Origin of the sequence: Streptomyces sp. 378 (assembly GCF_030124145.1) — a bacterium.
In the GTDB taxonomy this organism is placed as follows: Bacteria; Actinomycetota; Actinomycetes; order Streptomycetales; family Streptomycetaceae; genus Streptomyces.
This window is the reverse complement of record NZ_JASKMS010000002.1, coordinates 46,772-70,765: the sequence shown is the minus strand read 5'-3', so window position 1 is coordinate 70,765 and position 23,994 is coordinate 46,772. Positions and strand designations below refer to the sequence as shown.

The window sequence follows — 23,994 nt, the reverse complement described above, 5'->3', positions numbered from 1 at the left end:
CGAGGCGGGAGGAACAGTGGATGCCTGACGGACGGACGATGCCGCGTCCTGCCACCGGGTCGGCGCTGCTGTTGCCGGCGACGGTGGGTTTCGTGCTGCTGTTGTTCCTGGTGCGCGGCGCGTGGGGGCCTCTGCGACGGCTGGACGAGGCGGTGGCCGACGGGCTCAACGACGCCGTTGCCGACCACGGCGTGGTGGTGGAGGCGCTGCGGGTGGTCACCGCCCTGGGAGGCAGCCCGGCCCTGGCCTGGGTGATCTGCGTGGGCGTCGTGTGGCTGTTGCTGCGGCGTCAGGTACGTGCCGCCCTGTACGTGGTGGTGGCCGCAGTGGGCGCCTGGATCTTGATCTCGGTGGTCAAGACGTTGGTGGGCCGACTGCGGCCGGTTGTCGACGAGCCCCTGGTCACACCCTCCGGCCTGAGCTTTCCCAGTGGGCACGCGCTGAGTTCCCTGGTGTCCTACGGTGTGCTGCTGCTGGTCTTCCTGCCCGCGATGAACCGGACGGCGCGCCGGTTCGCCGCCGTCGTGGCGGTCGTGATCGTCGTCCTGGTCGGGTTCACCCGCATGGCCCTGGGGGTGCACTACCTCAGTGACGTCGTCGCGGGCTGGCTGCTGGGTGCCGTCTGGCTGGCGGTGACCGCGGTCGCCTTCCGGCACTGGCCGCAGGACCGCCTGCTCGGGCACCCGCTGCCGAGGGTCGCTCAGGGCGGTGGGACGGAGCGCTCCCGCGTGCCGTCCGGACTGCCGGTCCTCGGCTCGGCAGCCGGACTGCGCCCGGTGCCCGAACGCCACCACCCCGTCCTGCCGCGTCCGCTCGTCGCCGCGGCCGCACTGGGAGTGGTCTGGCTGCTGACGCTCGGTGCCCTCTATGGGCTGGGACTCCTGGTGAAGGACGCCGGACCGGGCTCGGGCCCGGCGAGCTGGGACCGGTCCGTGGTGCACCAGTTGGCGGGTGCGCGCACGCCGAGGCTGGACGACAGCGCCACGGGCCTGCAAATCCTCGGTGGCACGCTGGGAATCACCGCCGCTGTGGCGGTGGTCGGTCCGCTCGCCGTGGCCGTCACCCGAAGCTGGCGGCCGTTGGCGCTGCTTGCCCTGGCCTTGGTGGGCCAGGTGACCTTGTTCCTCGTCACCGTGGCTCTGGTGGCACGTGACCGTCCTGATGTACCGCACCTCAACAGCGATCTACCGCCCACCGCGAGCTTCCCCTCCGGTCACGTCACGGCGACCCTGGCCCTCACCGCCTGCACGGCGATCATCGTTTTCCGGGCCACCGGCCACACGGGGTGGCGCGTCACCTCCGTGGTCCTGGCCGCAGTGATCACGACCGCGGTCGCCGTCGAGCGGTTGTACGCGGGCGCCCACTATCCCAGTGACGTCCTGGCCTCACTGGTCCTGGCCGGGCCCTGGACCGCGGCCTGCTGGTGGATCACTCGTCCGGTACCCCAGGCCAGGGCTGAGGAACAGGCCACCACACACCCGGCGGAACACCGGCGAGCCGCCCCCCGACGGTGAGCTCCGGCGGAAGCGGCCACAGCGGTAGCGCGGGCGCGCACCGCTCGTCCGGCGTGGTCGACCCGGCGGTCGAGCCGTCACGACGGATCACTGGTGCGCTTGTCGCGGATCCGCTGTGCGACGTCGCGCAGCTTGATGTTGTGGTGCTGGGAGATGTTGCGCAGCACACTGAAGGCGTCGTCCTCGCTCATCCCGTGGCGTTCCATGAGGATGCCCATGGCCTCGCCGATGGCGTGCCGGGTCTCCAGGGCGTGCTCCAGCTGGTCGATGGTGCGGGCGTCCGCGAGGGCGACGGCGGCGTGCGAGGCCAGCAGCCAGCCGGCGGTGGCGTTCTCCTCGGTGAAGACCCCCGGGCGTCGGGCGTACAGGTTCAGCGCGCCGAAGTCCTCGTCGTGGGTGTAGAGCAGAATCCCGGTCATGCTCCCGATGCCCAGTGCGCGGGCGGCCTCGGCGTACCGCGGCCAGTCCGGCTGGGGCCGGGTCATGTCCACGATCCGGAACACGCGGTCCTCGTCCACGCGTCTTGCGAGATCGAAGCACGGCCCCTCACCCAGTTCACCCTGCACCCGGTCGGATTCCTCGACCATGTCGCCGTAGGAGGACAGCGTGACGGCGCGGCCCTTGCGCACCGCGAGGACCCCGGCCGCGTCACAGCCGTCCACCAGCTTCACGGCCGACGCCGCGATCTCGTCCAGCGTCTCCTGCACGGAGTCCTGTTTGAGCAGGGTCCGGGCGAGCACGGCCATCTCCTCGGCGAACTTCTGCCACTCCATGTGCCACCGCCCGTGTCGATCACCAGTTCAGTCACCCTATGCACAGCCTGGCCGTTCCCGGCCGAAGGCGCCATGAGGCCGGGAGCGTGGCGCCGCCCCGGCGTCCTCCCGGGGCGGCGGCATACAAGAGGACACCGTCCCCGCATGCCCGACGACCCCCTCCCGTAACCTCGTGCCCCATCCCATAGCCTCGTGCACGGAGACACGGACATCGGGTGTGTCCGCGGTGAGGAGGCGAGGGTGCTCGGCAGGGGGACGTGCGCGCGGTGGTTCGCGGGCGCCATGGCGGCGGTCTTCGTGGTGCTCGTCGGCCCCAGTGAACCGGGCGGCGCCCTCTACGCCGGGGGGCGGCGCGCCGAGGCCGTCCGGGACGTCGTGGCGAACCGTGTCATGACGTGGAACATCTGCAACCCCTGCGAGACGAGCGACGTCGACCGGGCCGCGGAGATCGCCGCGTACGCGCCCCAGGTCATCGGCCTCCAGGAGGCGTGTGTGCGTGACGTCGAGAGGATCCGGGAGTACCTGGAGAACCTTCACGGGCTGGTGTACCGCGTCGAGTACGGGAGCGTGCTGCGGAAGTGGGGCCGCTGCGGCGGCGCGCCGTGGCATCCGGGCGCCTACGGCCAGGCCATCCTCTCGGCCGCGCCGATGACTGACCCCGTGAGCGTGGAGTATCCCGACGGCGGATCCGAGGACCGCGGGTACATGGCCGTGACCACCACGGTGGGCGACCGGTCCGTGCGTGTCTTCAACACCCATCTCGCCCAGCGGGAGCAGCAGGAGGTCCGGGACGGTCAGACCCGTGTGCTCGCCCGGGAGTTCGCCCGGTACGACCGCGCGATCCTGCTCGGCGACCTCAACGCCGTGCCGGACGCCCCCGAACTCGCCCGGATCTGGGCACTGGCCACGGACGTGGACCCGCAGTGCCGTCCGTCGTCCACCGGGAGCTGCCGGCCGACCACCGACTGGCAGAGCAAGTTCGACTACGTGTTTCTGCGAGGCGTCGTCCCGCTCGGTCACCGGGTGCTTCCGAGTCCGCACTCGGACCACCACCTCCTGTACGCGGACCTGGACCTGACCTGAGCGGTCCACCCCGGCTCCCCGCAGGGCCGGGGTCGCCGTCGGCCCGCCCGGCCCGGTTCCTCTGAATGCCGGGTCAGGGACCCGCCCGCGCTGAGCGTCGCCGCACGACGTGGAATTCTTCCTCGCAGGGGCATACGGGGAAGGCGAGCAGGCAGGGATGCCGGTGACAGGACGCCGGCCCGATCAGCAGGGAGGCCGCGATGGCGGGGCCGGAGCACACGGAGACCTTTGAGGGGGCGTCCGTGCCCACAGCGTCCGTCGTGCTGGCCGGGACTCTGGAAGCAATCGGCGCCGGTGCCTACGTCGTGAACGAGCAGGGCTGCGTCGTCGCCGTGAACACCCGCGCCGAGCAGCTCCTGGGCCGCTCCGCCGACGATCTGATCGGCCATGACGCGCACGACCTGCTGCACCGAGGCCCGCAGGGGCAGCCACTGCCGCGAACCCAGTGCGCCATGCGGCAGCCGTTCCACGCCGGGCGCACGGCCCAGGCCGACGAGGCCTACTTCGTCTGCGGCGACGGCACCCTGCTGCGCATCTCCTGGCTGATCACGCCCTACGACGTCGGCGGCCGGCACGCGGGCACGCTCGTCGTCTTCCACGCCCCCGACCACCAGGAACTCGCCGACCCGCAACCGGAACCGGCGGCCCAGCCGCTGTCCGAGCTGCACCGGCTGGCGCTGCTCGCCGAGACCACCGCGCAGCTGACCTCCACGCTGGACGTCGACGAGGCGCTGCGCCGTCTGGTGGGGCTGGTCGTGCCGCGGCTCGCGGACTGGGTCGTCGTCGATCTGATCACCGAACGCGACGAGGTGTGGCGCAGCATCGTGGTCCACGCCGAGGGTGACACGTACACCCACCGCGAAGACCTCCAGGGGCCGATGCCGCCGATCCCGGAGGAATCCCCGATGCCCCTGTCCAGAGCCCTGCGCGGTGTCGCCTCCAACCTGGCCGTACCGCAGACCTACCAGGGGGCACCGGATTCCGGCATCGCGGTCGAGCAGCGCCGCCTGTTCGAAGCCACAGGGATGCACTCGGCGGCCATCGCGCCCATCCGCAGCACCCGCGCCGTCCTGGGAGCGCTGACCCTCGGGCGCGACGCGAACCGGCCGGCCTTCACGCCCGTGGACCTTCCACTGATCGAGGACATCGCCCGCCGTGCCGGTCTCGCCCTGGACAACGCACGCCTCTACCAGCGTCAGCGCAAGGTGGCCGAGACCATGCAGAACCACCTGCTGCCACAGATGCCGGGCGTCGCGGGCCTGGAGTTGACCGTCCGCTACCTGCCCGCTCCCGACGCCTCACAGGTGGGCGGCGACTGGTACGACGCCTTCCCCCTGGCCGACGAGTCCACCGCACTGGCCATCGGAGACGTCGTCGGCCACGACCTGGAGGCGGCGGCCGGCATGGCGCAGGTGCGCAACATGCTCCGCGCCTACGCCTGGTCCCAGCACGAACCCCCCAGCCGGATCGTCGAACGGCTCGATCAGGCGATCCAGCACATCACCGACGTCACCATGGCCACGACGATCTTCGCCCGGGTCGAACCGGCCGACGCCGGGCAGTGGAAGCTGTCCTGGACCAACGCCGGTCACCCTCCGCCGCTGCTGATCAGCCGGGACGGCCTGGCCCGCTACCTCACCGACGGCCACGGCATCCTCCTGGGCACCCAGACGGGCACCCGGCGCCCCGACGCCACCGCGCTGCTCCCGCCCGGTTCCACCCTGGTGCTGTACACGGACGGCCTCATCGAGGCGCCCCGCCACACCCTCGACGAGGGACTGGACCGACTGCGTCAGCACGCCGCCGCCCTCGCCCACCGCCCCCTCGCCTCGTTCACCGACCAGCTCCTGCGCCGCGTCCGGCCCGGCAACGACGACGACGTGGCCCTCCTGGCGGTGCGCGTCCCCGAGAGCTGACCGGCAGGAACCCCTCCCGCGGGGGCCAAGTGGCGTCGATGCGGGCCGCCGTGCCCGTGGTGCCCGCCCCTCCCCCCTCGGCACACGGGGCCGCGTCCTCCGCCCGCCGGGGGCGGGAGCGGTGAAGGCCGGTGCGAAGTGGCCCGAGGGCTGGGCCACCGGCCAGGACCGCGTCCTCGGAGCATTCCGCAAGGACACCGCGGCCACCGGAGTCACCCGTCCGTACGCGCTGGGCAGGGCGTGACCGGCGCGCCGCGACCAGGATGGGCGACGCCGGGGTGTCCGCCGGCAGCTCGGTGCTGCCTGATGTGACGCGCGGCAGTCGCCGCCCGTACGCGCGAGGGAGAGGCATGTCCGAGACCGACGAGGCCGGGACCTTCTCTGGCGGGGATGAGTGGCCCTCGGAGCATCGCGACCCGGTCACCGGCAGGATCGACCTCCGGCGCGTCGGGGCGAACCCGGACTTCTGGTATCCCGTGGCGCTGTCGAGGAACGTGCGCAGCAAGGGGACGTTCGCGGCGACGTTCGCCGGTGAGCGCATCGCGCTGTACCGCGGCGAGAGCGGCACCGTGTACGCGCTGGAGGACCGCTGCGCCCACCGTCAGGTGCCGCTGAGCATGGGCGTCGTGGAGGGCGAGGCACTGCGCTGCTGCTATCACGCCTGGGCCTATCGCGGTGACGGCCGCATCTCGCAGATCCCTTACCTCTCCAAGGGCGACGGCCGGCCGCCGCGGGGCGTGCGCGGCTACCCCGTCCGGGAGGCGTACGGCCTGGTGTTCGCGTTCCCGGGCGACCCCGACAAGGCGGCCGACGCGCCGCTGCCGGACCTGCCGGCGTTCGGGTCACCGCGCTACAAGACCATGACCTACTCCCGGACCGTGCGCTGCCACTACTCGTTCATGCACGAGAACCTGCTCGACATGAACCACCAGTTCCTCCACCGGGGCGTCGTCGGCAGACTCCACCCCGAACTGCTGGACTACCGGACCGACGAGCAGTCGGTGGAGGCCAGGTACCTCTTCAGTCATGCCGGGGGCAAGCGGAACCGCGGGGCCAGCCTGCTGGCCTCCGAGGGCATCGGCGGCAGCGACTCCTGCGACGTCATGACGATCCGCACCGCCTACCCGTACCAGACCCTCGACCTGGTCCCGGAGAACGCGGAGCGGCCCGCCTTCCGTCTCTGGGCCGCCTATGTACCCGAGGACGCCGAACAGCGCAGGTGTCGCGCCTTCGGTTTGCTCATGATCGAGAAGCCTCGGTTCCCCGGCGTCCTGCAGCTCGCCTGGCCTCTCATCAGGCGTTTCACCGAGCGGGTGTTCGCCGAGGACCGGATGGCCGTCGAGGCCGAGCAGCGGGCCTGGGACGAGCAGGGCGAGGACCGCAATCGCGAGGTGTTCTCACTGATCCTGGACGTCCGCGAGGTGCTGCGCACCAACGGTGTCCCCCTCCGCCCCCGGCCCGCCGCGAGCGGCGGCGCCGCGGTGTGCGACGGACGGGAGCGCGGTTGACGGAGGGCGGCCGGTGCCGCGGGCCCCGCGCCCCGGACACGCGGACGCGGTCCCGCTGGGCTTCAGGCCGGGAGTTCCCTCAGCAGCCGGTCCAGTTCCTCGGCCGTTCGGTGGGGAGGGAAGGGTGCGAGGCGCCGGGCAGGGTGGCGACGCGCGCCGGGCAGGAGTCGGCGTGCGGCGGTCACGGCGCGCAGCGGGTCGTGGGCTCGGCTCCGTTCGGCCAGGACCACCGGGGCCGGTACGGTGTGTGCCCGGGGCGGGGCGGAGCGCGACGGGCCTCACGGGCGAGGACGGGTGCGGTGCCACCGCGGGCGGGCATCGGAGCCCCTGCGTCCCGCCACCGAGGCGCAGCGCGGGCACTGCCGCTGCACCCGGTCGGCCGCGCCGCCCGACTCCGGGAAGGTGTCCGGCCACTCGACGTGCGGGAACCGGACCAGCCGGGAGCGGCTGAGGGACAGGCCGCAGACCGTCTCGTTGCGGCCCGGCTCCCACGCGTGCACCTCACCGGAGGGCAGCCGACGCCGTCGGCCCCGTCCGCACCTTGCGGATCTCGCACTCCGTCGCACCCCTTGAGCTGGGGTGTCGCCACGCCTCCCAGAAGGCGAGTCCCGTGCGGACGGGGCCTTGCGCGGCGCCCCGGTCGGTCACGCAACGTGAGGCACGGGCGCTCAGGGTGGGACGGTGGTCGCCCTCTCGGGCGCGGTGTGTGCCCGAGACCCGGCGGGGAACTTGGTTCGCCGGGTGCGTGCCTGGTGAGAGGAGCCCAAGTGACGACGTCGGCGGCGGGCGGCCGGAGCCGGGGCGGGCACGAGGACGGCCACGAACCGGACCCCAACCGGTGGCGGGCCCTGTGGGTCACGCTGGTGGCCGGCTTCATGAGCCTGCTGGACGTGTCGATCGTGGCGGTCGCCCTGCCCACCGTCCAGAAACAGCTGCACGCCTCCGCGGCCGAGGTGCAGTGGGTGGTGTCCGGCTACGCCCTCTCCTTCGGCCTCGCCCTCGTCACCGCGGGCCGGCTCGGTGACGCCCTGGACCGGCGCCGCATCTTCCTGCTCGCCCTCAGCGGCTTCGTGCTCTTCAGCGCGGCCTGCGGGGCGGCCCCCACCATCACCTTGCTGGTGGTGGCCCGGCTCGCCCAGGGCCTGGCGGCCGGCTTCATGGCCCCGCAGAACTCCGCGCTCATCCAGCAGATGTTCCGCGGCGGGGAGCGCGGCCGGGCCTTCGGCTTCTTCGGCGCCACCGTCGGCATCTCCTCCGCCGTCGGCCCCCTCGCCGGCGGCCTGATCCTCGCCCTGGCCGACGGGCCCCAGGGCTGGCGGTGGATCTTCTACGTCAACGTCCCCATCGGCATCCTCGCGGTGCTGCTCGGCCGCCGCCTGCTGCCCCGCACCCGGCGCTCCGGCCGCGAACACGTCGACCTGCCCGGTGTCCTGCTCCTCGGCCTCGGCGTTCTCGCGCTCATGTACCCGCTGGTCCAGGCGGAGACCGGCGGCCTCACCCGGCTGTGGTGGCTGTTCCCGGCCGGTGCCGGGCTGCTGTTCGTCTTCATCCGTCGGCAGCACCGCCTGCTGAACCGCGGGACGCAGCCGCTGCTCGACCCGCGTCTGTTCACCACCGTGCGCGGCTACGCCGTCGGGGCGGGTGTCGGCACGTTGTACTTCATCGGCTTCAGCGGCGTCTGGCTGGTCTTCGCCCTCTTCTACCAGCACGGCCTGGGCTTCTCCCCGCTCATGTCGGGTCTCGCGGTCACTCCCTTCGCCCTCGGCTCGGCCCTGGCCGCCGCGGTCTCCGGGCGCCTCGTGGACCGGCTGGGCCGCCTGCTCACCGTGGGCGGGCTCACCGGTGTCATCCTCGGGCTGGGCGGCACCGCGCTGCTGCTGCGCTTCGCGCCCCTCGACATCGCCCCCTGGATCGCCGCCCCGGTCCTGTTCCTCGGCGGGGTCGGCGGCGGGTGCGTGATCTCGCCCAACATCACCATGACGCTGCGCGATGTGCCCGTGCACATGGCCGGAGCGGCGGGCGGCGCCCTGCAGACCGGGCAGCGCCTGGGCGCCGCGGTGGGCACCGCCACGCTGCCCGGCCTCTTCTACCTGGTGCTCGGCAGCAGGAGCGGCGACTACCGCGGTGCCCTCTTCCTCGCGATGGTCGCCGGGCTCGTCGGGATGGCCGCGTCCCTGGCCCTCGCGGCCTACGACTGGCGGCGCGACCGGCGGATGAGGAAGCCGCACCGCCGGTGCCCGGACGATGTCGCCCACAGCCCTGTGCACGCCCGGCAGACCTGAGCGTTGGCCGCCCGCCACGCCGCGCGTGCGGGCAGGGGCCGTCGCGGGCGCAGGGGAGCGAGGTGGAGGCGCTCCCTGCCGGTGCGTCGGGCGAGGTCGGAGAGGTCTTGCGGGGTGAGGGTGATCGACCGGGCGGCCGTGTTCTCCTCCAGGTGGGTGAGGGAGCCCGTGCCGGGGATGGCCAGCGTGACGGGGGAGGACGCCAGCAGCCAGGCAAGGGCGATCTGCGGGACGCTCACCCCGTGTCGGTGCGCCACCTTGGTCATACCGTCACCGCTGAGGTCGCTCATGCCGCCTCCCAGCGGGAAGAACGGTACGAAGGCGATGCCGGCCTCCTCGCAGGCGGCCAGGAGCCGGGCGTCGTCGCGCTGCCCGGCGTGGAAGTGGTTCTGGACGGCCGCGACGGGCGCGATCGACCCGGGAAGGTCGTCTCCCCTGTCATCGACTGGGAGGACCTGCCGGCCGCGCTGCCGGGGAAGCACCTCAAGCCGGTGTTCGTCCGGGCCGCCGGCCAGGACGGGTCATGACGCGGCGCTGGAGTCCGGGCGCAGGGTGAAGACCTGATCGAGACCGACCAGGGTGAGGACGCGCAGCAGGTTCGCCGGTACGGCGGCCAGGACGATGTCGGCCCCGGCGGCCAGGGCGTGCTGCCGGGCGGCGAGGAGCGCGGTGATGCCCGAGGAATCACAGAACTCGAGGCCGGCCAGGTCCAGGACCAGACACTGCCCCGGTGCCAGGGAGAGCTGGTCCAGCCTGCCGCGCAGTACGGGGGCCTGATCGTAGTCCAGGTCGCCGGTCACGCGCAGAACGGGGCCGGTCGCGGTGGCGTGCTGTCTGAGGGCGAGAGGCTTCATGAGGCGTGACCCGTCTCGGGGCCCAGGGGGGAAGGTGCGGCGGGAACACCGAGGGCGAGCAGGGCGGTGTCGTCGTCGAGACCGTCGCCGAAGCTCTGGAGCAGCCCGGTGAGTGCGGTGATGGCCTCGCGCGGTGCGGCGGGAGCGTGGTCGGCGGCGAAGGCGTGCAGGGCGTCCTCGCCGTACAGGTCGTCGCGGCCGGCGCCGACGCGGGCCTCGGTGAGGCCGTCGGTGTACAGCACGACCGTGTCGCCGGGGGCGAGGACGGTCTCGGCGGTGCCGATGGGGGCGCCGGGGACGATGCCGATGAGCAGCCCGCCGGGGGTGGGCAGGAACTCGGCGCTGCCGTCGGAGCGCAGTACGAGCGCCGGCGGGTGGCCGCCGGAGGCGAGACGCACGGTCGTCGGCCCGTGCTGGCCGCCCGGCTCGATGATCCCGAAGATGCAGGTGCAGTACCGGGGGTCTCCGTCGGCGGTGTAGCGCTCGTGCAGGACGGCGTTCAGCGTGGTCAGCGCCGAGGTCGGATCCGGGTCGTGGTGGGCCGCGGCGCGCAGGGTGTAGCGGGTCAGCGACGTCAGGGAGGCGGCCTCCGGGCCCTTGCCGCACACGTCGCCGAGGAAGAAGGCCCACCGGTCGCCGGCGACCGGGAAGAGGTCGTAGAAGTCGCCGCCGAGCTGGTCCGGCGCGGCCGTGTGGTAGTGGACGGCCGTCTCCACGCCCGGCACGGCGGGCAGTGAGTCCGGTACCAGGGAGCGCTGCAGGACGGCGAGCGCCTCGGCCAGCCTGGCCCGGTCGGCCTCGGCCTGCCGCCGGGCCTCGTCCGCTTCGGCGCGGGCCCGCTCGGCCTCCTGCCGACGGTGCAGGAGTTCCTTCTCGTAGGCGCGGCGGTCCGAGGCGTCGAAGACGGTGATACGGATCAGCAGGGGCTCGCCCTCGGTCCCGTACTTGATCACGGCGGAGACCAGCACCGGCAGCCTGCCGCCGTCGCCGCGCCGCAGCTCCAGGGCGATCCCCCGCAGCTCACCCTGCATGCGCAGCAGCGGAGCGAAGTGCGTCTCGTGGTACAGCTTCCCGCCGACGGTGAGCAGGTCCGTGAAACGCTTGCGGCCCGCCACGGCCTCACGATCCAGACCGAGCCAGTCCAGCAGGGTGCTGTTGATCTTGGCGATGGTGCCGTCCATCAGAGTGGACAGGTAACCGCACGGCGCGTACTCGTACAGGTCCTCCACGCTGTCCTCCAGCAGCGCTGTGAAGGCCGCGTCCGTGCTCGCCTCGCCTCCCGTCCCGGCGGGCTCCGGCACGCCGCCCGTACGGCACATCACGTCAGGGACTCCAGGAAGTCGACGATCGCCTCGGAGGTGGCCTCCGGGGCGCTGAGCTGCGGGCAGTGCCCGGTGGCGGCGAGTGTGGCCAGGCGCGAGGCGGGGATCGCCTTGTGCACGTAGGCACCGACCTCGCGCGGCGCGATGGCGTCCTGCTCGCACTCCAGCACGAGCGTCGGCACGGACACACCCTTCAGGTCCTCCCGGCTGTCGGTGAGGAACGTCGTGCGGGCGAAGACGCGGGCGATGTCGGGGTCGGTGGCGCAGAAGCTGTTGGTCAGTTCCTGGCCCAGCTCCGGCCGGTCCGGGTTGCCCATGATCACCGGCGCCATCGCGGACGACCAGCCCAGGTAGTTCGCCTCCAGGGAGCCGAGCAGTTCCTCGATGTCCTCGGTGCTGAAGCCGCCGCGGTAGTCCTCGTCGTCGATGTAACAGGGCGAGGGGGTGACCATCACGAGCGCCCCGATCCGCTCCGGAGCGGCCTGTGCCGCCAGCACCCCCACCATGGCACTCACAGAGTGCCCCACGAAGACCGCCTGCCGCAGGTCCAGCTCCTGACAGACGTCGACGACGTCGGCGGCGTAGCCCTGGAGCGAGGAGTACCGCTCCTCGTTCCATGCCGCGAGGTCCGAGCCGCCGGAACCGACGTAGTCGAACAGCACCACCCGGTAGCGCTCGGCAAGCACCGGCACCACCAGCCGCCACATGTTCTGGTCGCAGCCGAACCCGTGTGCCATGAGCAGCACCGGCGCGTCATCGCGACCGATGACGTTGACGTTGTTCCTGCTGCGGATGTCCATACCGACCATGCTCCCACCTCGGCCGGAACGGCTCGACGGCGGGCCCGTGAGCAGGGGTCTTCGCGAACGCGAAGTCAGCCCAGGTGCAGCGGCACCTTTGAGGCCAGTGCGACGGGCCCGGCCCGTTCCGCCCCGGTGGATGCCCGCCCACCGGCGCCGATCAGCAGCGCGGCCACCTCGTGGAAGGTGGCCGGGAACGCTCCCCGCGACCCGCTCCAGCATCTCCCGGAACCGGGCGAGCCCCTCCGCCGGCGGCTGCCGCGCGTCCGGGAGGTGGGCGATCAGGTCGAGGTGTGTGCGGCGTCCGAAGTCCTCGCCGGAGAGATCGGTCACCGCCGCGCGCAACGCCGTCCAGGCGAGTGAAAAGGGATCCAGCTCGGCACCGTGGTGCGGTGCGGCGGGCGTGGACATGCACATTCCGGGGCACCTGGATGGGTACCGGACGCGTTGCGCCCTTCGACGCGCACGACCCGGGGGGTCACGTCGAGTGACCCGGCAGTGGTGGCGTATCACAGCTTGCGATCGAAAAGGTGGTGAGCATGACCGTCCTGCAGAACCCCGGAGTGCTGCCCGCGGCCGGTGAGGGCGTGGAGCGGCTCGTGTCGCCGGTCGGTTCGCACACCGAGTGGGATCCGCTGGAGGAGATCATCGTCGGACGTCTGGACGGCGCGACGATCCCCTCCGACCACGCGGTGGTGACCTGCAACGTGCCGCCGTGGGCAGGGCGTTTGCAGGGGCTCGCGGCCGGTTTCCGCTATCCGCGGCTGCTCGTCGAGCAGGCGCAGCAGGAGATCGACGCCTTCGTCGCCCTGCTGGAGTCCCTCGGCGTCACGGTCAGGCGGCCGGAGGCCGTCGACCACCGGCGCCGCTTCGGAACCCCCGACTGGACCTCGCGCGGCTTCTGCAACACCTGCCCGCGCGACAGCTTGCTCGTGATCGGCGACGAGATCATCGAGACGCCGATGGCGTGGCCCTGCCGGTACTTCGAGACGCACTCCTACCGGCCGGTCCTCAAGGACTACTTCCGGCGCGGCGCGCGCTGGACGGCGGCACCCAAGCCGCAGCTCACCGACGAGCTCTTCGACCCGGACTTCCGCATCCCCGGGCCGGGCGAACCCATGCGGTACATCCTCACCGAGTTCGAGCCCGTCTTCGACGCCGCGGACTTCGTCAGGGCGGGGCGGGACCTGTTCGTCACCCGCAGCAACGTCACGAACGCGATGGGCATCGACTGGCTGCGCCGCCACCTCGGCCCGGGGTACCGCATCCACGAGATCGAGAGCCGCTGCCGCACCCCCATGCACATCGACACGACGTTCGTCCTGCTCGCGCCGGGGAAAGTGCTGATCAACCCCGAGTACGTCGACCCGGACCGCCTCCCGGACGTCCTCCGCTCCTGGGACGTCCTCGTCGCTCCCGAGCCCGACCCGATCGACGAGCGACTGCTCAAACTCACGTCGATGTGCGGCAAGTGGCTCAGCATGAACGTGCTCATGCTCGACGAGAAGCGGGTGATAGCGGAACGGCACCACACCGGGATGCTGCGCGCGCTGGAGAAGTGGGGCTTCGAGCCGATTCCGTGCGACCTGCTGCACTATGCCCCCTTCGGCGGCTCGTTCCACTGCGCGACCCTCGACGTCCGACGCCGCGGCTCGCTCCAGTCCTACTTCGAGGACTGACCGAGCCGCTCCGACGGCGGCAGGCAGGGCCGAGGGCACGGCCACGGGGGCCCTCACCCTCCGGTGACTCCGAGCCGCGCCGTCGTGAGAGCGGCGAGTTCCTCCGGGGTGCGCGGTCCTGGTTCCGTCGCGGCCAACAGTCCCTGGGCACGCAGAAGTTCAGCCGTCGCGGCTCCCCAGGGCAGGCGTAGCCCCGCCTCCCGCAGCAGGTCGGCGCGGGCCAGTGCCGTGGCCGCCGGCCCGGTGCGGACGCCGGACGGGGTGAGGAGTGCCGCGTCGTCGGCCCAGCGCAGGGCCAGGTCGACGTCGTGGGTGGCCATCACCACCGTGGTGCCGGTGGCACGGAGTCCGTCGAGGGTCGTCAGGAGGCGCTCCTGCCCGTCGGGGTCGAGCCCGGCCGTCGGCTCGTCGAGGACGAGGACGCGGGGTCGCATGGCGACCGCGCCCGCGATGGCGGTGCGCTTGCGCTGCCCGTAGGAGAGGAGATGGGTGGGCCGGTCGGCCAGGGCCGTGATGTCCAGGGCGGCGAGCGCCTCCGCCACCCGCGCCCGCACCCGCGCGTCGTCCAGACCGAGGTTCAGCGGCCCGAACGACACGTCCTGCTCGACGGAGGCCGCGAACAGCTGGTCGTCCGGGTCCTGCACCACCAACTGCACGGTCGTCCGCAGCCGGGTCAAGCCCTTGCGGTCGTACGACACCGGCCGGCCCTCGACCGTCAGCACGCCCGCCCGGGGCCGCAGCCCGCCGGACAGCAGCCGCATCAGCGTGGTCTTGCCGCTGCCGTTGCGGCCGAGCAGCGCGAGCGCGCGCCCCTCGCGGATGTCGAAGTCGAGGCCGCTGAGCACGGCCGGACCGTCCTCGTAGGCGAAGGACGCGCCCCGCAGGGCGACGAGGGCGGGCTCGCTCATGTCAGCGGCCTTTCCAGTACGAGGGTGAGGGCGGCCAGCGCCGCGAGCAGCGCGCAACTGGCCGCCGTGAAGCGGACGGAGACCCGGGCCTCGGGGACCAGGACGCGCAGGGTGCCGTCGTAGCCGCGCCCGGCGAGCCCGGCCTGGAGACGGGTGGCCCGGTCGAAGGCCCGGACGAACGCGGTGGCGCCGAGCCCGGCCAGAGAACGCCACTGCGCGCTTCGGCCGGTGTGCCCGAGCCGGGCCGCCTGGGCCTCCCGGATGCGACGCACGGAGTCCAGCAGGAGGAAGCTCATCCGGTACGTCACCAGGGCGACGTCGACGACCGCCGCGGGAATCCCGGCCCGGACCAGGCGCGGCAGTAGATCGGACATGGGTGTGGTGAAGGCGAACAGCAGCAGGCCCAAGGAGGCCGCCGAGGTGCGCAGCAGCAACTCCCCGGCCCGCAGCGGCCCGTCGGCGGCGAGGGAGACGAGGCCGCCCGGGCCGCCCACCTGGACGAGCAGCGTGACCGCGCCGGTCACACAGAAGCCCAGCGGCACCCGGTAGGCGCGCCACAGCCGCCGGCCCGGCACGCCCGCCGGTCCCAGCAGCAGCACCACGGCCGCCACCACCACCACGGCCGCGCCCGGCCAGGGCGGCAGCGAGATCGCGAGCACGGTCAGGCCGAGTCCGAGCACGGCCTTGTCCACGGGGTGGCGGCGGCGCCAGCGACTGCTGTGCGCCGCCGCGTCGATCGGCAGCACCCCGGCTCAGTCCTGCCCGTCGGCGGACTTCCCGGCACCGGCGGGCACGTTCCCGGCTTCCCGCTCCACAGCGCGCTGTTCGCCCTGCCGCCGCCCCCGGTGCAGGCCGAAGTAGTAGGCGAGGACACCGGCGCCGAGAGCCGCCTGGAGGGAGAACAGGGCCGACTCGATCTCCCCGGACGGCGGTTCGTACAGCGGGGAGAACCACGGCTCGTAGTCCGGCTCGATCTCGGTGATCGCGGACTCCGCCTCACCGTCGGCGCCCGCGAACGGCTCCTTCTTGTGGTCGCCGAGCCCGAGGGCCAGCGGCAGCACGGCGAGCGCGGCCACGACGAACAGCAGCACCAGGTTGATCTTCGTGTTCCTGCTCATCGGGTCACCGCCTCGGTCTCGGTCCGGGTCTGCTTCTTGGCGCGGAGCACGCCCAGCCGGGTCAGCTCGCCCTTGCTGGACTGCACCAGCAGCCGCATCACGAGCACGGTCAGCAGACCCTCGCTCACCGCGAGCGGGATCTGGGTGACGGCGAAGATGGAGCCGAACTTGCCGAGCGCGCCGAGGAACCCGCTGCCCGGGTCGGGGAACGCGACCGCCAACTGCACGCTGGTGACGCAGTAGGTGGACAGGTCGGCGACGAACGCGCCGGAGAACACGGCCACCATCAGCGGCGCGTTGGAGCGCCGCAGCAGGGTGTAGACGGCGTATCCGGCCCAGGGGCCGACGATCGCCATGGAGAAGACGTTGGCGCCGAGCGTGGTCAGGCCGCCGTGCGCGAGCAGCAGCGCCTGGAAGAGCAGGGTGATGGTGCCCAGCACCGCCATGACGGGCGGCCGGAACAGGATGGCTCCGAGGCCCGTGCCGGTGGGGTGTGAACAACTGCCGGTGACGGACGGCAGTTTCAGGGCGGACAGGACGAAGGTGAAGGCGCCGGACGCACCGAGGAGCAGGGTGCTCTCGGGGTGCTCGCGCACTTCACGGGTGAGTGACCGGACCCCGTGGACGACGAATGGCGCCGACGCGACGCCCCAGGCGACCGCGTGCGCCGGAGGAAGGAAACCCTCGGCAATGTGCATGGCTCAGCAGACCCTCTCCAGCACCTCGTGGATGGTTGACGCGCCTTGGCCGGTCTCCTGGCTGACGGGTACCACCGCCCGAACTCCGCCTTCCCGGGTCGCGTTGACCCAGTGGCTGCCCGTGAGGGCTGGAGCCGGACTTCCCGATTCACAGTGGCGAGGGCCGCACCGGCATCACACCGGATTTCCCGTTCACCAAGGCCTGGTGACAATAAGGCCGGGGTAAGGGCGATGACAAGCCACCCCGGGGGCGCGCGAGGGGGCGTCCGCTCGCACACCGGCGCATCCCCCGGCTGATCCACGCGCTGCGGGAAGGATTCCGTCGCGCGCCGTCCGGGCCGCGTCAGTCGTCGCCCCCGTCGTCTCCGCCGTCGTCGCTCTCCCTCTCTTCCCCGACGGGGCGCGGCTTCTCCGGCTTCGGCTGCTCCGGGCCGCCGTCGCCCGCTTCCCCGGCGGGAGTCGGGGTGCCGGACTCGGGCGCGTAGGGGGTCGGGGAGGCGGCCGGCGTGGACGGAGTGACATCGGCCACGGTGCCGGTGCCCGGCGTGCCGGCGGTCTCGGGGGCGGCTGCCGGGCCGGTGTCCGGGTCGGAGGAGACAGACGTGGCGGAGTCGGTGGCGGGCGTGGCGGCGGGGCTGCTCGCGGACGGGGAGGCGTCGGGTTCCGTGCCCTCCGTGGTGGTGTCGGGCGAGAACCAGCGCATGCCGAGGAGCATCGCGGCGAGGAAGAGCGCCGCGGCGGCGGCCGTCGCGGCCACCCGGGAGCGGTTGCCGGGGCCGCCGGGCCCGCGTGAGCGCCCCGAACGACCCGCCTGGGCCGCCCGGGCCGCGGTGCGGTGTCCCGTGGTCGCGGGCAGCGCGTAGGTGGTCGGGCTGCTGGTCTCGTCGTACGGGCCCGGCACGGCGGACGGCGTCGCGGACGCGGTCTTCGGCCGCAGCGGCGGCGAGACCTCCGGCAGCGGCTCGGGCAGGCCCCGCCAGGCGCCCCCGGCGAACCACTCGGCGGTCTGCTGGGCGGTGGGCCGGTCCTCGGGCTGCTTGGCGAGCAGACCGAGAAGGTAGTTCTCGAACGCCGGCGGCAGTCCGGAGACCCCGAGCTCGCGAGGCGGCACGGGAGCCGAGTCGAGATGCTGGTGGAGCAGGGCGACGGCGGTGTCGGCCTGGAACGGCGGGCGGCCGCTGAGGAGCTGGTAGAGCACGCAGCCCAGGGAGTACATGTCGGAGGCGGGCCCGGCGGGCTTGCCCAGGGCCCGTTCGGGCGCGAGGTAGAGGCCGGTGCCGACGATCTGGCCGGTGGCGGTCAGCGCGGCGCCGGGGTCGTCGAGGAACCGCGCGATGCCGAAGTCGCCGATCTTCAGCGTGCCGTTGGCGTCGAGCAGCAGGTTGGCGGGTTTGACGTCGCGGTGCACGATGCCCTGCCCGTGCGCGGCGGCGAGCCCCGCCGACGCCTGCGCCGCGAGATGGGCCACCCGCTCGGCGGGCAGCGCGCCGGAGCCGTTCAGCACCCCGGCGAGACTGTCGCCCTCGACCAGTTCCATCACCAGGTACAGCCGGTTGTCGAACTCGCCGAAGTCCAGGACGCCCACCACGTTGGGGTGGTTGAGGCGCCCGGCGGTCTGAGCCTCCAGACGGAACCGGGAGGTTGCCGTGGCGTCGGTGTCCTGGGGCAGCAGCAGCTTGACGGCCACCGTTCTGGCGAGCGTCTCGTCGTACGCACGCCAGACCTCGCCCATTCCACCGCGCCCGATCTCAACATCCAGCCGGTAGCGGCCCGCTAGCAGCACTCGTCCTCGTCTCATGCATGTGGGAAGGTCATCGCCGCAGGCCGAACTCCCCGCTTACGCACGGGGGTTGGTGGGGGTGCCGCAGCCGACCCAGGATACTGGCGCGGCGAGCCCCATGATCTCCACCGCGGTCTCCCCGGAGGGTGCGGTCCGGAAAACCCCGAGCGGGGAAAGCGCCCGCCGGGGTGACGCACTTCGGGCCTCCGCCCGCTAGTGTCCCGCGCCGGAAGTTCCTAGGTAGTTCCCGCTGAGCTGCGGACGGTCAACGCCCCTGGTCGGCGGCGAGAATCCGACCGCCGAGACGAGACAGATCTACCGACGGATTTCTGGCGCAGCACACTAGCCGCACGGCCCCCACCGCAAGGGCGACCGCCTCCGCATCGCTGACGACCGCCGCGCTCCCGCGCACCGGATGCAGGGATGTGCCGGGCGCCTCCCGACGCCGTATCAGGCCGTCGCGCCCGCCCCCTGCGCCCGGCGCGGCAGCAACGCCACCGCCAGGGCGGGTACGGCCGCGAGGACCAGCCACGGCACGGCGGCCGGCAGGCCCAGGTCGAGCAGGGAGCCTGTGGCCGCGCTGCCGACGAGGACGATCAGGCCCGAGACCGACGACAGCGCACCCGTGTAGAGGCCGAGCCGGCCCTCCTCGGCCAGGTCGGGCACCCAGGCGCGGGCGGCGGGAACGACCAGCATCTGCCCCACGGTGAGCAAGATCACGAAGCCCGCGGCCGGCAGCAGCCCGGCGATCCCCGTCCAGCCCGCGGGCCGCGCCACGGCCACCACCGCGAAACCGGACGCGATCAGCAGCAGCCCCGCGGCCATGGAACGGCGCAGATCGAGCCGGACGCCCGCCCAGCGCGTCACCGGCAGCTGGGTGAAGACCACCAGCACGGAGGACAGCGCGAAGAGCCAGGACAGGGGCGCCTGGGACCCGGTCGCGCGCTGCACCTCGTCTGGCAGGGCCAGATACAGCTGGTTGTAAGCGAGGAGATAGGTGCCGTAAGCACAGCACAGGGCGAGGAAGCGGCGGTCGCGCAGCAGGGCGCGGGCCCCGCCCCGCTCCCGGACGCGGACCCGGCCGGGAATGTGCTGCGGCATCAGCCACAGGTGCCCGGCGAGGACGAGCACGAACACCGCGGCACCGGCGAGGCACGCCGTGCGGAAGTCGACGGCGAGCAGCAGCGCGCCGAGCAGCGGCCCGACGAACGCCCCGGCCTGGCCCGCCACACTGAACAGGGCCAGGACCCGGGTGCGCGGGCCGTGCCCGTCCTCCTCCCAGACCACCGCCTGGCGGGCCACCTCGGACTCCACGGCGGGGGAGAACAGCGCGGCGGCGAAACCGATCACCAGCACCGCCCCGATCACGGCCCCACTGGCCTGTGCGTACCCGAGCCAGGCGAATCCGGCGATGCGCAGCACACAGCCCGCCAGCACCACCGGCCGCACCCCGAACCGGTCGACGAGCCAGCCGCCGACCACGAACAGGCCCTGCTGGCTGAAGGTGCGCAGCCCGAGCACGAACCCGACCAGCCAGCCCGCCATGCCGATCGCGGTGCCGAGGTGCTCGGCGAGGAACGGCAGGACGGCGTAGAAGCCGACGTTGAAGGCGAGCTGGGTGAGGATCAGCAGCCGCAGCAGCGGCGACAGCTCCATGCAGAGCCGCCAGGTGCTCTCGCGCGGCGCCCGGGACGCCTCCTTGCCGGCGGACGCGCGGGCGGTCCCGCGGGCCAGCACGCGGGAGATGAGATCGGTCATCGTTCTTCTGTCGGTGAGGCGGACACGGGGGTCAGGAGGGCATCGGTGCGGTCCGGCCGCCGCTGCGGGCCGGGGGCGCCCCGATCCTCCGCCGATACGGCCGGGGCCGTGGGCCGGGTGCGCCGCCGGGGCCGTCGCAGGCCGCCGGCGGCCGTCACCGCGAGCGCCCCGAGCAGGGCGAGCACGGCGGCGGGGAAGAGGACGGCCCACGGGGCGCGCTCGGCGTAGGGCTGGTTCTCGGCGAGCAGCAGGCCCCACTCGGGGGACGGCGGCTGGGCACCCAGCCCGAGGAAGCCGAGCGCGGCGAGGCTCAGGGCGATGCCCGGCAGCCGGAGCAGGGCGTGCCGGGCGACCGGCGGCACGACGGCCGGCAGCAGCTCGTGCCGGAGCAGGTACCAGCGGCCGGCGCCCAGGGCCCGGGTGGCCGTCAGATGGACGGTCGCCCGCTCCTGCCGCAGCAGGGAGGAGGTGTGCGCGGCCAGTGGGGACCAGGCGACGACGGCCACGGCCAACGCGGGCGTCCAGGGCCCGCTGCCCGCGATGCCGGTGACGAGGAGGCCGGCCAGCACCGGCGGCAGCGCGCTGAAGGTGTCGACCAGCGGTCCGGACAGCCTCGGCAACAGACCCAGCAGGATCCCCGTGACGAGGGCTGCGGCGCTCACCGCGAGGGCGAGGCCGAGGGTGGTCAGCGCCCCGTGGGAGATCCGGGCGAGGACGTCCCGGCCGAGGGCGTCCGTCCCGAAGGGGTGCGCCAAGGAAGGGGCTCGGAGCCGGGCGAGCGCGTCCAGGGCGAGCGGGTCGCGGGGCAGCCCGAAGCCGATGACGGCCGCCAGCAGTCCGCCGTAGAGCAGCGGGAGCGCGCGGGGCGCGGGCGGCCGGGGCCGGTGCAGGGACTGCAGGGCGCCGTCGCGCAGCGCCGGACCGATCAGCAGCCGGGCGGCGAGCCGGGCGAGGACCCCGGCGGTGGCCGCGACCAGTACGAGGGCGAGCGTGCCGGTCTGCAGGACGGGCAGGTCCTGGGCGAGTGCGGCGTGCAGGGTGAGCCGGCCCAGGCCCGGGATGTCGAAGATCTGCTCGACGGCGACCGATCCGCCGGTCAGACCGACGACGAACAGCCCCAGGTTGGGCAGCAGTCCGGGCACGCAGCGGCGCACCGCCTGCCGCGCCACGGACCTCTGCGCGACACCGCGTGCCGCGGCCGCCATGGCCCAGGGTTCCGCGAACGCGCTGGGCAGCAGGTCGTCGAGCATCCGGCCCAGGACCGCCCCGGCGGGCAGGCCGAGGGCGAGCGAGGGCAGCACCATCCACTGCGGCCCGTACCAGCCCAGCGCGGGCAGCCAGCCCAGCTGCACACCGATCACCGAGACCAGCACCGAGGCGACGAGGAACTCGGGCAGCGCGGCCAGCACGGCCGTCGCCGTCCCGCCGGGACGGCGCGCCCCGAGCCGGCCGCGCGCGCCCAGCCGGAGCGTACGGGCGCAGACGGCGGCCGCCGTGCCCGCGGCGACCACCAGGGCTCCGGCCATCAGCAGCAGCGACACGCCGAGCGCCTGCGCCACGCCCGGCAGCACCTGGCTGCCGGACACCCAGGACGTGCCCGCGTCCCCGTGCAGAAGCCCGGTCAGCCAGCGACCGAGGAGGGCCGGCGGGCCGTCGTCGAGGCCCAGTTGGTCCCGGATGGCGCGCAGGGTCTCGGGAGTGGGATCGCGGTCCGCCGACCGCGCCCTGAGCACGGTCAGCGCGGGATCCGTGCGGGACAGCCACGGCAGCAGGCCGATCCCGCACACCAGGCCGGCCACGAGCACGGACCGCCACAACAGCGCCGGGGCGCCGCTGCGGGCCAATGCGCGCAGACCCGCGGCGGCGCTCTTCATCGGGGGCGATGTGTCGCTGTTCAGCGCCGGGTCCCCGTACCGATGAGAGTGCGCTCGTACGGGTCGGGCAGTGCGCCCTGCACGGCGGTCGCGATGCCCGCGACGAGCTTGAGATGCACCAGGGGGATCACCGAGTCGGTGCCGAGGACGGCCGCCTCCGCCTTCAGGGCGGCGTCCTGCCGCTCGGCCGTGTCGGACTCGTTCTGGGCGGCGGCGACCAGTTTGTCCACGTTCTTGTCGCACAGGAAGGACAGGTTGTTGGAGCCGTCGCAGGTGTAGTCGCTCGCCAGGACGGTGACCGGGTCGCCGGTGTCCAGCATCATGTTGCGGGAGAAGACGACGGCGTCGAACTTCCCGGCCAGCATGTCGCCTTCGAGGCGTGCGTAGGTACGCACCTCGAGCTTGACCTTGAAACCGGCCTTCTGCAGCTGCTGCTGAAGTATCTGGGCGGCCTCCGGCATCTCGGGCCGGTCGGTGTAGGTGGCGAGGGTGATGCTCTTGCCCTCGGGGTCGGCCGCCTTCGCCCGCCCGGTCGGCTCGGTCCGCTTGCCGGCCGCCCAGGTCAGGGCGGGTCCGTAGAGGCCTTGGGCGGGCACGGCGTGTCCCTCGTAGGCGCCCTTGGCGACGACCGAGGTGTCGATCGCCTCGCGGGCGGCTGCCCGCAGCCCCGCGTCGGTGAAGGCACCGGACTTGGTGTTGAGGTAAAGGCTGGTGTTGCGGGCGGTGTTGACCTCGTGGACGTCCTTCTCGTCCAGGGAGGCGACCTGGGCGACGGGAAGGGACTCGGCGATGTCGACGTCGCCGGTGCGCAGGGCGTTGGCGCGGGCGGTGCCGTCGGAGACGAACCGTGCGGTGACGCCGGCCGCCTGGGCCCGGCCGCCCCAGTAGTCGTCGAAGCGGTTCAGTGTGGCCGCGGAGTCGCCGTCGATCTTGGCGAGTGCGAAGGGGCCGGTGGCGGTGCCGACGACGTCCACCGTGCCCTTCTTGGCGTACGCCTTCGGCGCGAACACGGCGAGGGACGGGTTCGACAGCCGCAGGGGCAGGACGGGGTCGGCCTTCGCGGTGCTGACCCGGACCCGCTTGCCGTCCTCGGCCGTGGCGGTCAGCTTCACGCCGGAGAGGGCGGAGGGTGCCGGGTCGGCCTTCGCGGCGGCCGTGAGGGCGGCGGCGACGGCTTCGGCGGTGACGGCCTCGCCGTCCTGGAACCTCGCGTCCCGCAGGGTGAACACCCAGCTCTTGCCGCCGTTCTCACTGCTCCACGACTCGGCCAGCGCGGGTACCGCGGTGCCGTTGGCGTCCAGCTTGGTCAGCCCTTCGATGACACCGAGCCGGGACAGGAGCATCGCGTCCTGGCCGTACGGCGAGTAGTTCTCGGTCGGGGCGAAGGGGAGGGCGACACGCAGGCGCGCGCCACCGGCCGAGCCGGACGAGGCCGGGGCGTCGTCGCCGGAGGACGCGAAACAACCGGAGAGCAAGGGCAGCGCGAGCAGGCCGGACAGGAGCCGACGGCGGGAGGTTCTCATAGCGTATATGAATATCATTTTCGCTAGTTGAGGGGTATCTCGAAGTGCACGGCGCCGCTGCCGCCGCCGGGCACCTCCTCCCGCTCGTCGCACAACTCCTTGCCCAGCGCTCGCCACAGGCCCAGCGCGCCGGGGGAGTGCGGGTGCGTGTGCAGATACACGGACCGGTATCCGCCGTCGGCCCGGGCGAACTCCAGCAGCGCTCCCACCAGATGGCGGGCCAGTCCGCGCCGCCGGTGCTCCGGGCGCACGTTCACCCGCCGGAGCTGCGCGGTCTCACCCGACGGGAATCGCTCGGCCAGCCAGCGGGGGTTCGGTGGGTGCGCCGGGCCGCGCGCGTCCAGTGCCGCCGTGGCCGCCACCGTCCCGTCCCGCTCGTCCACGGCGACGAGGAGGGTGTGCCGTGGCGGCTCGATGTAGAACGACGCCGGATCGATGATGTCGGCGTGCCACCGCGGCACGTAGCCGGTGGCGAAGTCGCGGTACACCGTGTCGAGCATCACCGCCCGGGCCCCGTCGATGTCGGCCACCGTGGCTTCCCTGATGCTGTAGTCACGCATTTGCACATCATATGCAAAAAGGTGCCGGGTGATCGCCGCCCGCC

The 23,994-nt window shown here is 73.0% G+C and carries 21 protein-coding genes, 1 pseudogene and 1 riboswitch; of the genes and pseudogenes, 7 read left to right on the top strand and 15 right to left on the bottom strand.

The window, feature by feature from the left end:
- Window positions 1–20 precede the first annotated feature (20 nt).
- Window positions 21–1,514 carry a phosphatase PAP2 family protein gene (locus QNO09_RS03170; RefSeq protein ID WP_283968470.1) on the top strand — a complete coding sequence of 498 codons (1,494 nt, stop codon included), beginning with the start codon at window positions 21–23 and terminating at the stop codon, window positions 1,512–1,514.
- Between the two features lie 77 nt (window positions 1,515–1,591).
- On the opposite strand, the gene QNO09_RS03165 is transcribed toward QNO09_RS03170, so the two are convergent.
- Complete coding sequence (locus tag QNO09_RS03165) at window positions 1,592–2,287, bottom strand: ANTAR domain-containing protein (protein ID WP_283968469.1); 696 nt, start codon at window positions 2,285–2,287, stop codon at window positions 1,592–1,594.
- Window positions 2,288–2,569: 282 nt separating this feature from the next.
- On the opposite strand from QNO09_RS03165, the gene QNO09_RS03160 reads away from it, so the two are divergent.
- From QNO09_RS03160 to QNO09_RS03145, 4 genes are all read left to right on the top strand, one after another.
- On the top strand, window positions 2,570–3,370 hold the full coding sequence (locus QNO09_RS03160) for an endonuclease/exonuclease/phosphatase family protein (RefSeq protein ID WP_283968832.1): 801 nt from the start codon (window positions 2,570–2,572) through the stop codon (window positions 3,368–3,370).
- A gap of 200 nt (window positions 3,371–3,570) precedes the next feature.
- The gene (locus QNO09_RS03155) at window positions 3,571–5,286 is read left to right on the top strand and encodes a SpoIIE family protein phosphatase (RefSeq protein WP_283968468.1); all 1,716 of its coding nucleotides are present in this window, start codon (window positions 3,571–3,573) and stop codon (window positions 5,284–5,286) included.
- 121 nt (window positions 5,287–5,407) lie between these two features.
- Window positions 5,408–5,530 carry a hypothetical protein gene (locus QNO09_RS03150; protein WP_283968467.1) on the top strand — a complete coding sequence of 41 codons (123 nt, stop codon included), beginning with the start codon at window positions 5,408–5,410 and terminating at the stop codon, window positions 5,528–5,530.
- A 106-nt stretch (window positions 5,531–5,636) separates the two neighbouring features.
- Window positions 5,637–6,794, top strand: a complete 1,158-nt coding sequence (locus QNO09_RS03145; protein WP_283968466.1) for a Rieske 2Fe-2S domain-containing protein — start codon at window positions 5,637–5,639, stop codon at window positions 6,792–6,794.
- A 278-nt stretch (window positions 6,795–7,072) separates the two neighbouring features.
- On the opposite strand, the gene QNO09_RS03140 is transcribed toward QNO09_RS03145, so the two are convergent.
- On the bottom strand, window positions 7,073–7,360 hold the full coding sequence (locus tag QNO09_RS03140) for a hypothetical protein (protein ID WP_283968465.1): 288 nt from the start codon (window positions 7,358–7,360) through the stop codon (window positions 7,073–7,075).
- A gap of 201 nt (window positions 7,361–7,561) precedes the next feature.
- On the opposite strand from QNO09_RS03140, the gene QNO09_RS03135 reads away from it, so the two are divergent.
- Entirely contained in the window at window positions 7,562–9,076 is a 1,515-nt protein-coding gene (locus QNO09_RS03135) for an MFS transporter (RefSeq protein ID WP_283968464.1), read from the top strand.
- A 92-nt stretch (window positions 9,077–9,168) separates the two neighbouring features.
- Here QNO09_RS03135 and QNO09_RS03130 read toward each other — a convergent pair.
- The 4 genes and pseudogenes from QNO09_RS03130 to QNO09_RS03115 form a co-directional block, all read right to left on the bottom strand.
- Window positions 9,169–9,492: pseudogene (locus QNO09_RS03130) on the bottom strand (aldo/keto reductase); the annotation flags it as partial.
- Between the two features lie 105 nt (window positions 9,493–9,597).
- A complete protein-coding gene (locus QNO09_RS03125; RefSeq protein WP_283968463.1) occupies window positions 9,598–9,930 on the bottom strand; it encodes an STAS domain-containing protein in 333 nt (110 codons plus the stop codon).
- The gene (locus QNO09_RS03120; protein WP_283968831.1) at window positions 9,927–11,249 is read right to left on the bottom strand and encodes a PP2C family protein-serine/threonine phosphatase; all 1,323 of its coding nucleotides are present in this window, start codon (window positions 11,247–11,249) and stop codon (window positions 9,927–9,929) included. Before QNO09_RS03120 ends, QNO09_RS03125 begins: the two co-directional genes overlap by 4 nt.
- The gene (locus tag QNO09_RS03115; RefSeq protein WP_283968830.1) at window positions 11,249–12,052 is read right to left on the bottom strand and encodes an alpha/beta fold hydrolase; all 804 of its coding nucleotides are present in this window, start codon (window positions 12,050–12,052) and stop codon (window positions 11,249–11,251) included. The genes QNO09_RS03120 and QNO09_RS03115 overlap by 1 nt, the downstream gene beginning before the upstream one ends.
- Before the next feature lie 539 nt (window positions 12,053–12,591).
- On the opposite strand from QNO09_RS03115, the gene QNO09_RS03110 reads away from it, so the two are divergent.
- On the top strand, window positions 12,592–13,731 hold the full coding sequence (locus QNO09_RS03110) for an amidinotransferase (RefSeq protein ID WP_283968462.1): 1,140 nt from the start codon (window positions 12,592–12,594) through the stop codon (window positions 13,729–13,731).
- Between the two features lie 53 nt (window positions 13,732–13,784).
- On the opposite strand, the gene QNO09_RS03105 is transcribed toward QNO09_RS03110, so the two are convergent.
- From QNO09_RS03105 to QNO09_RS03065, 9 genes are all read right to left on the bottom strand, one after another.
- On the bottom strand, window positions 13,785–14,639 hold the full coding sequence (locus QNO09_RS03105) for an energy-coupling factor ABC transporter ATP-binding protein (RefSeq protein WP_283968461.1): 855 nt from the start codon (window positions 14,637–14,639) through the stop codon (window positions 13,785–13,787).
- Window positions 14,636–15,385: a cobalt ECF transporter T component CbiQ gene (gene cbiQ, locus QNO09_RS03100; protein ID WP_283968460.1), complete on the bottom strand. Its 750-nt coding sequence runs from the start codon at window positions 15,383–15,385 to the stop codon at window positions 14,636–14,638. Before cbiQ ends, QNO09_RS03105 begins: the two co-directional genes overlap by 4 nt.
- Before the next feature lie 6 nt (window positions 15,386–15,391).
- Window positions 15,392–15,757: an energy-coupling factor ABC transporter substrate-binding protein gene (locus tag QNO09_RS03095; RefSeq protein ID WP_283968459.1), complete on the bottom strand. Its 366-nt coding sequence runs from the start codon at window positions 15,755–15,757 to the stop codon at window positions 15,392–15,394.
- Window positions 15,754–16,455: an energy-coupling factor ABC transporter permease gene (locus QNO09_RS03090; protein WP_283968458.1), complete on the bottom strand. Its 702-nt coding sequence runs from the start codon at window positions 16,453–16,455 to the stop codon at window positions 15,754–15,756. The genes QNO09_RS03095 and QNO09_RS03090 overlap by 4 nt, the downstream gene beginning before the upstream one ends.
- A 30-nt stretch (window positions 16,456–16,485) precedes the next feature.
- Window positions 16,486–16,670: riboswitch (cobalamin riboswitch) on the bottom strand.
- A gap of 128 nt (window positions 16,671–16,798) precedes the next feature.
- Window positions 16,799–18,253: a serine/threonine-protein kinase gene (locus QNO09_RS03085; RefSeq protein ID WP_349636945.1), complete on the bottom strand. Its 1,455-nt coding sequence runs from the start codon at window positions 18,251–18,253 to the stop codon at window positions 16,799–16,801.
- Window positions 18,254–18,685: 432 nt separating this feature from the next.
- Complete coding sequence (locus QNO09_RS03080; RefSeq protein ID WP_502962234.1) at window positions 18,686–19,993, bottom strand: MDR family MFS transporter; 1,308 nt, start codon at window positions 19,991–19,993, stop codon at window positions 18,686–18,688.
- A complete protein-coding gene (locus QNO09_RS03075; protein ID WP_283968457.1) occupies window positions 19,990–21,867 on the bottom strand; it encodes an ABC transporter permease subunit in 1,878 nt (625 codons plus the stop codon). The genes QNO09_RS03080 and QNO09_RS03075 overlap by 4 nt, the downstream gene beginning before the upstream one ends.
- Before the next feature lie 20 nt (window positions 21,868–21,887).
- Window positions 21,888–23,390 carry an ABC transporter substrate-binding protein gene (locus QNO09_RS03070; RefSeq protein ID WP_283968456.1) on the bottom strand — a complete coding sequence of 501 codons (1,503 nt, stop codon included), beginning with the start codon at window positions 23,388–23,390 and terminating at the stop codon, window positions 21,888–21,890.
- Window positions 23,391–23,413: 23 nt separating this feature from the next.
- Complete coding sequence (locus tag QNO09_RS03065) at window positions 23,414–23,950, bottom strand: GNAT family N-acetyltransferase (RefSeq protein WP_283968455.1); 537 nt, start codon at window positions 23,948–23,950, stop codon at window positions 23,414–23,416.
- Window positions 23,951–23,994: the final 44 nt, after the last annotated feature.

What these genes read in the sequence shown, in the direction of transcription:
- QNO09_RS03165 (WP_283968469.1), bottom strand. Translation starts at nt 2,287, where the DNA reads ATGGAGTGGCAGAAGTTCGCCGAGGAGATGGCCGTGCTCGCCCGGACC.
- QNO09_RS03125 (WP_283968463.1), bottom strand. Translation starts at nt 9,930, where the DNA reads ATGAAGCCTCTCGCCCTCAGACAGCACGCCACCGCGACCGGCCCCGTT.
- QNO09_RS03155 (WP_283968468.1), top strand. Translation starts at nt 3,571, where the DNA reads ATGGCGGGGCCGGAGCACACGGAGACCTTTGAGGGGGCGTCCGTGCCC.
- QNO09_RS03170 (WP_283968470.1), top strand. Translation starts at nt 21, where the DNA reads ATGCCTGACGGACGGACGATGCCGCGTCCTGCCACCGGGTCGGCGCTG.
- QNO09_RS03120 (WP_283968831.1), bottom strand. Translation starts at nt 11,249, where the DNA reads ATGTGCCGTACGGGCGGCGTGCCGGAGCCCGCCGGGACGGGAGGCGAG.
- QNO09_RS03065 (WP_283968455.1), bottom strand. Translation starts at nt 23,950, where the DNA reads ATGCGTGACTACAGCATCAGGGAAGCCACGGTGGCCGACATCGACGGG.
- QNO09_RS03095 (WP_283968459.1), bottom strand. Translation starts at nt 15,757, where the DNA reads ATGAGCAGGAACACGAAGATCAACCTGGTGCTGCTGTTCGTCGTGGCC.
- QNO09_RS03115 (WP_283968830.1), bottom strand. Translation starts at nt 12,052, where the DNA reads ATGGACATCCGCAGCAGGAACAACGTCAACGTCATCGGTCGCGATGAC.
- QNO09_RS03145 (WP_283968466.1), top strand. Translation starts at nt 5,637, where the DNA reads ATGTCCGAGACCGACGAGGCCGGGACCTTCTCTGGCGGGGATGAGTGG.
- QNO09_RS03080 (WP_502962234.1), bottom strand. Translation starts at nt 19,993, where the DNA reads ATGACCGATCTCATCTCCCGCGTGCTGGCCCGCGGGACCGCCCGCGCG.
- QNO09_RS03105 (WP_283968461.1), bottom strand. Translation starts at nt 14,639, where the DNA reads ATGAGCGAGCCCGCCCTCGTCGCCCTGCGGGGCGCGTCCTTCGCCTAC.
- QNO09_RS03160 (WP_283968832.1), top strand. Translation starts at nt 2,570, where the DNA reads ATGGCGGCGGTCTTCGTGGTGCTCGTCGGCCCCAGTGAACCGGGCGGC.
- QNO09_RS03085 (WP_349636945.1), bottom strand. Translation starts at nt 18,253, where the DNA reads ATGAGACGAGGACGAGTGCTGCTAGCGGGCCGCTACCGGCTGGATGTT.
- QNO09_RS03110 (WP_283968462.1), top strand. Translation starts at nt 12,592, where the DNA reads ATGACCGTCCTGCAGAACCCCGGAGTGCTGCCCGCGGCCGGTGAGGGC.
- QNO09_RS03070 (WP_283968456.1), bottom strand. Translation starts at nt 23,390, where the DNA reads ATGAGAACCTCCCGCCGTCGGCTCCTGTCCGGCCTGCTCGCGCTGCCC.
- QNO09_RS03075 (WP_283968457.1), bottom strand. Translation starts at nt 21,867, where the DNA reads ATGAAGAGCGCCGCCGCGGGTCTGCGCGCATTGGCCCGCAGCGGCGCC.
- QNO09_RS03090 (WP_283968458.1), bottom strand. Translation starts at nt 16,455, where the DNA reads ATGCACATTGCCGAGGGTTTCCTTCCTCCGGCGCACGCGGTCGCCTGG.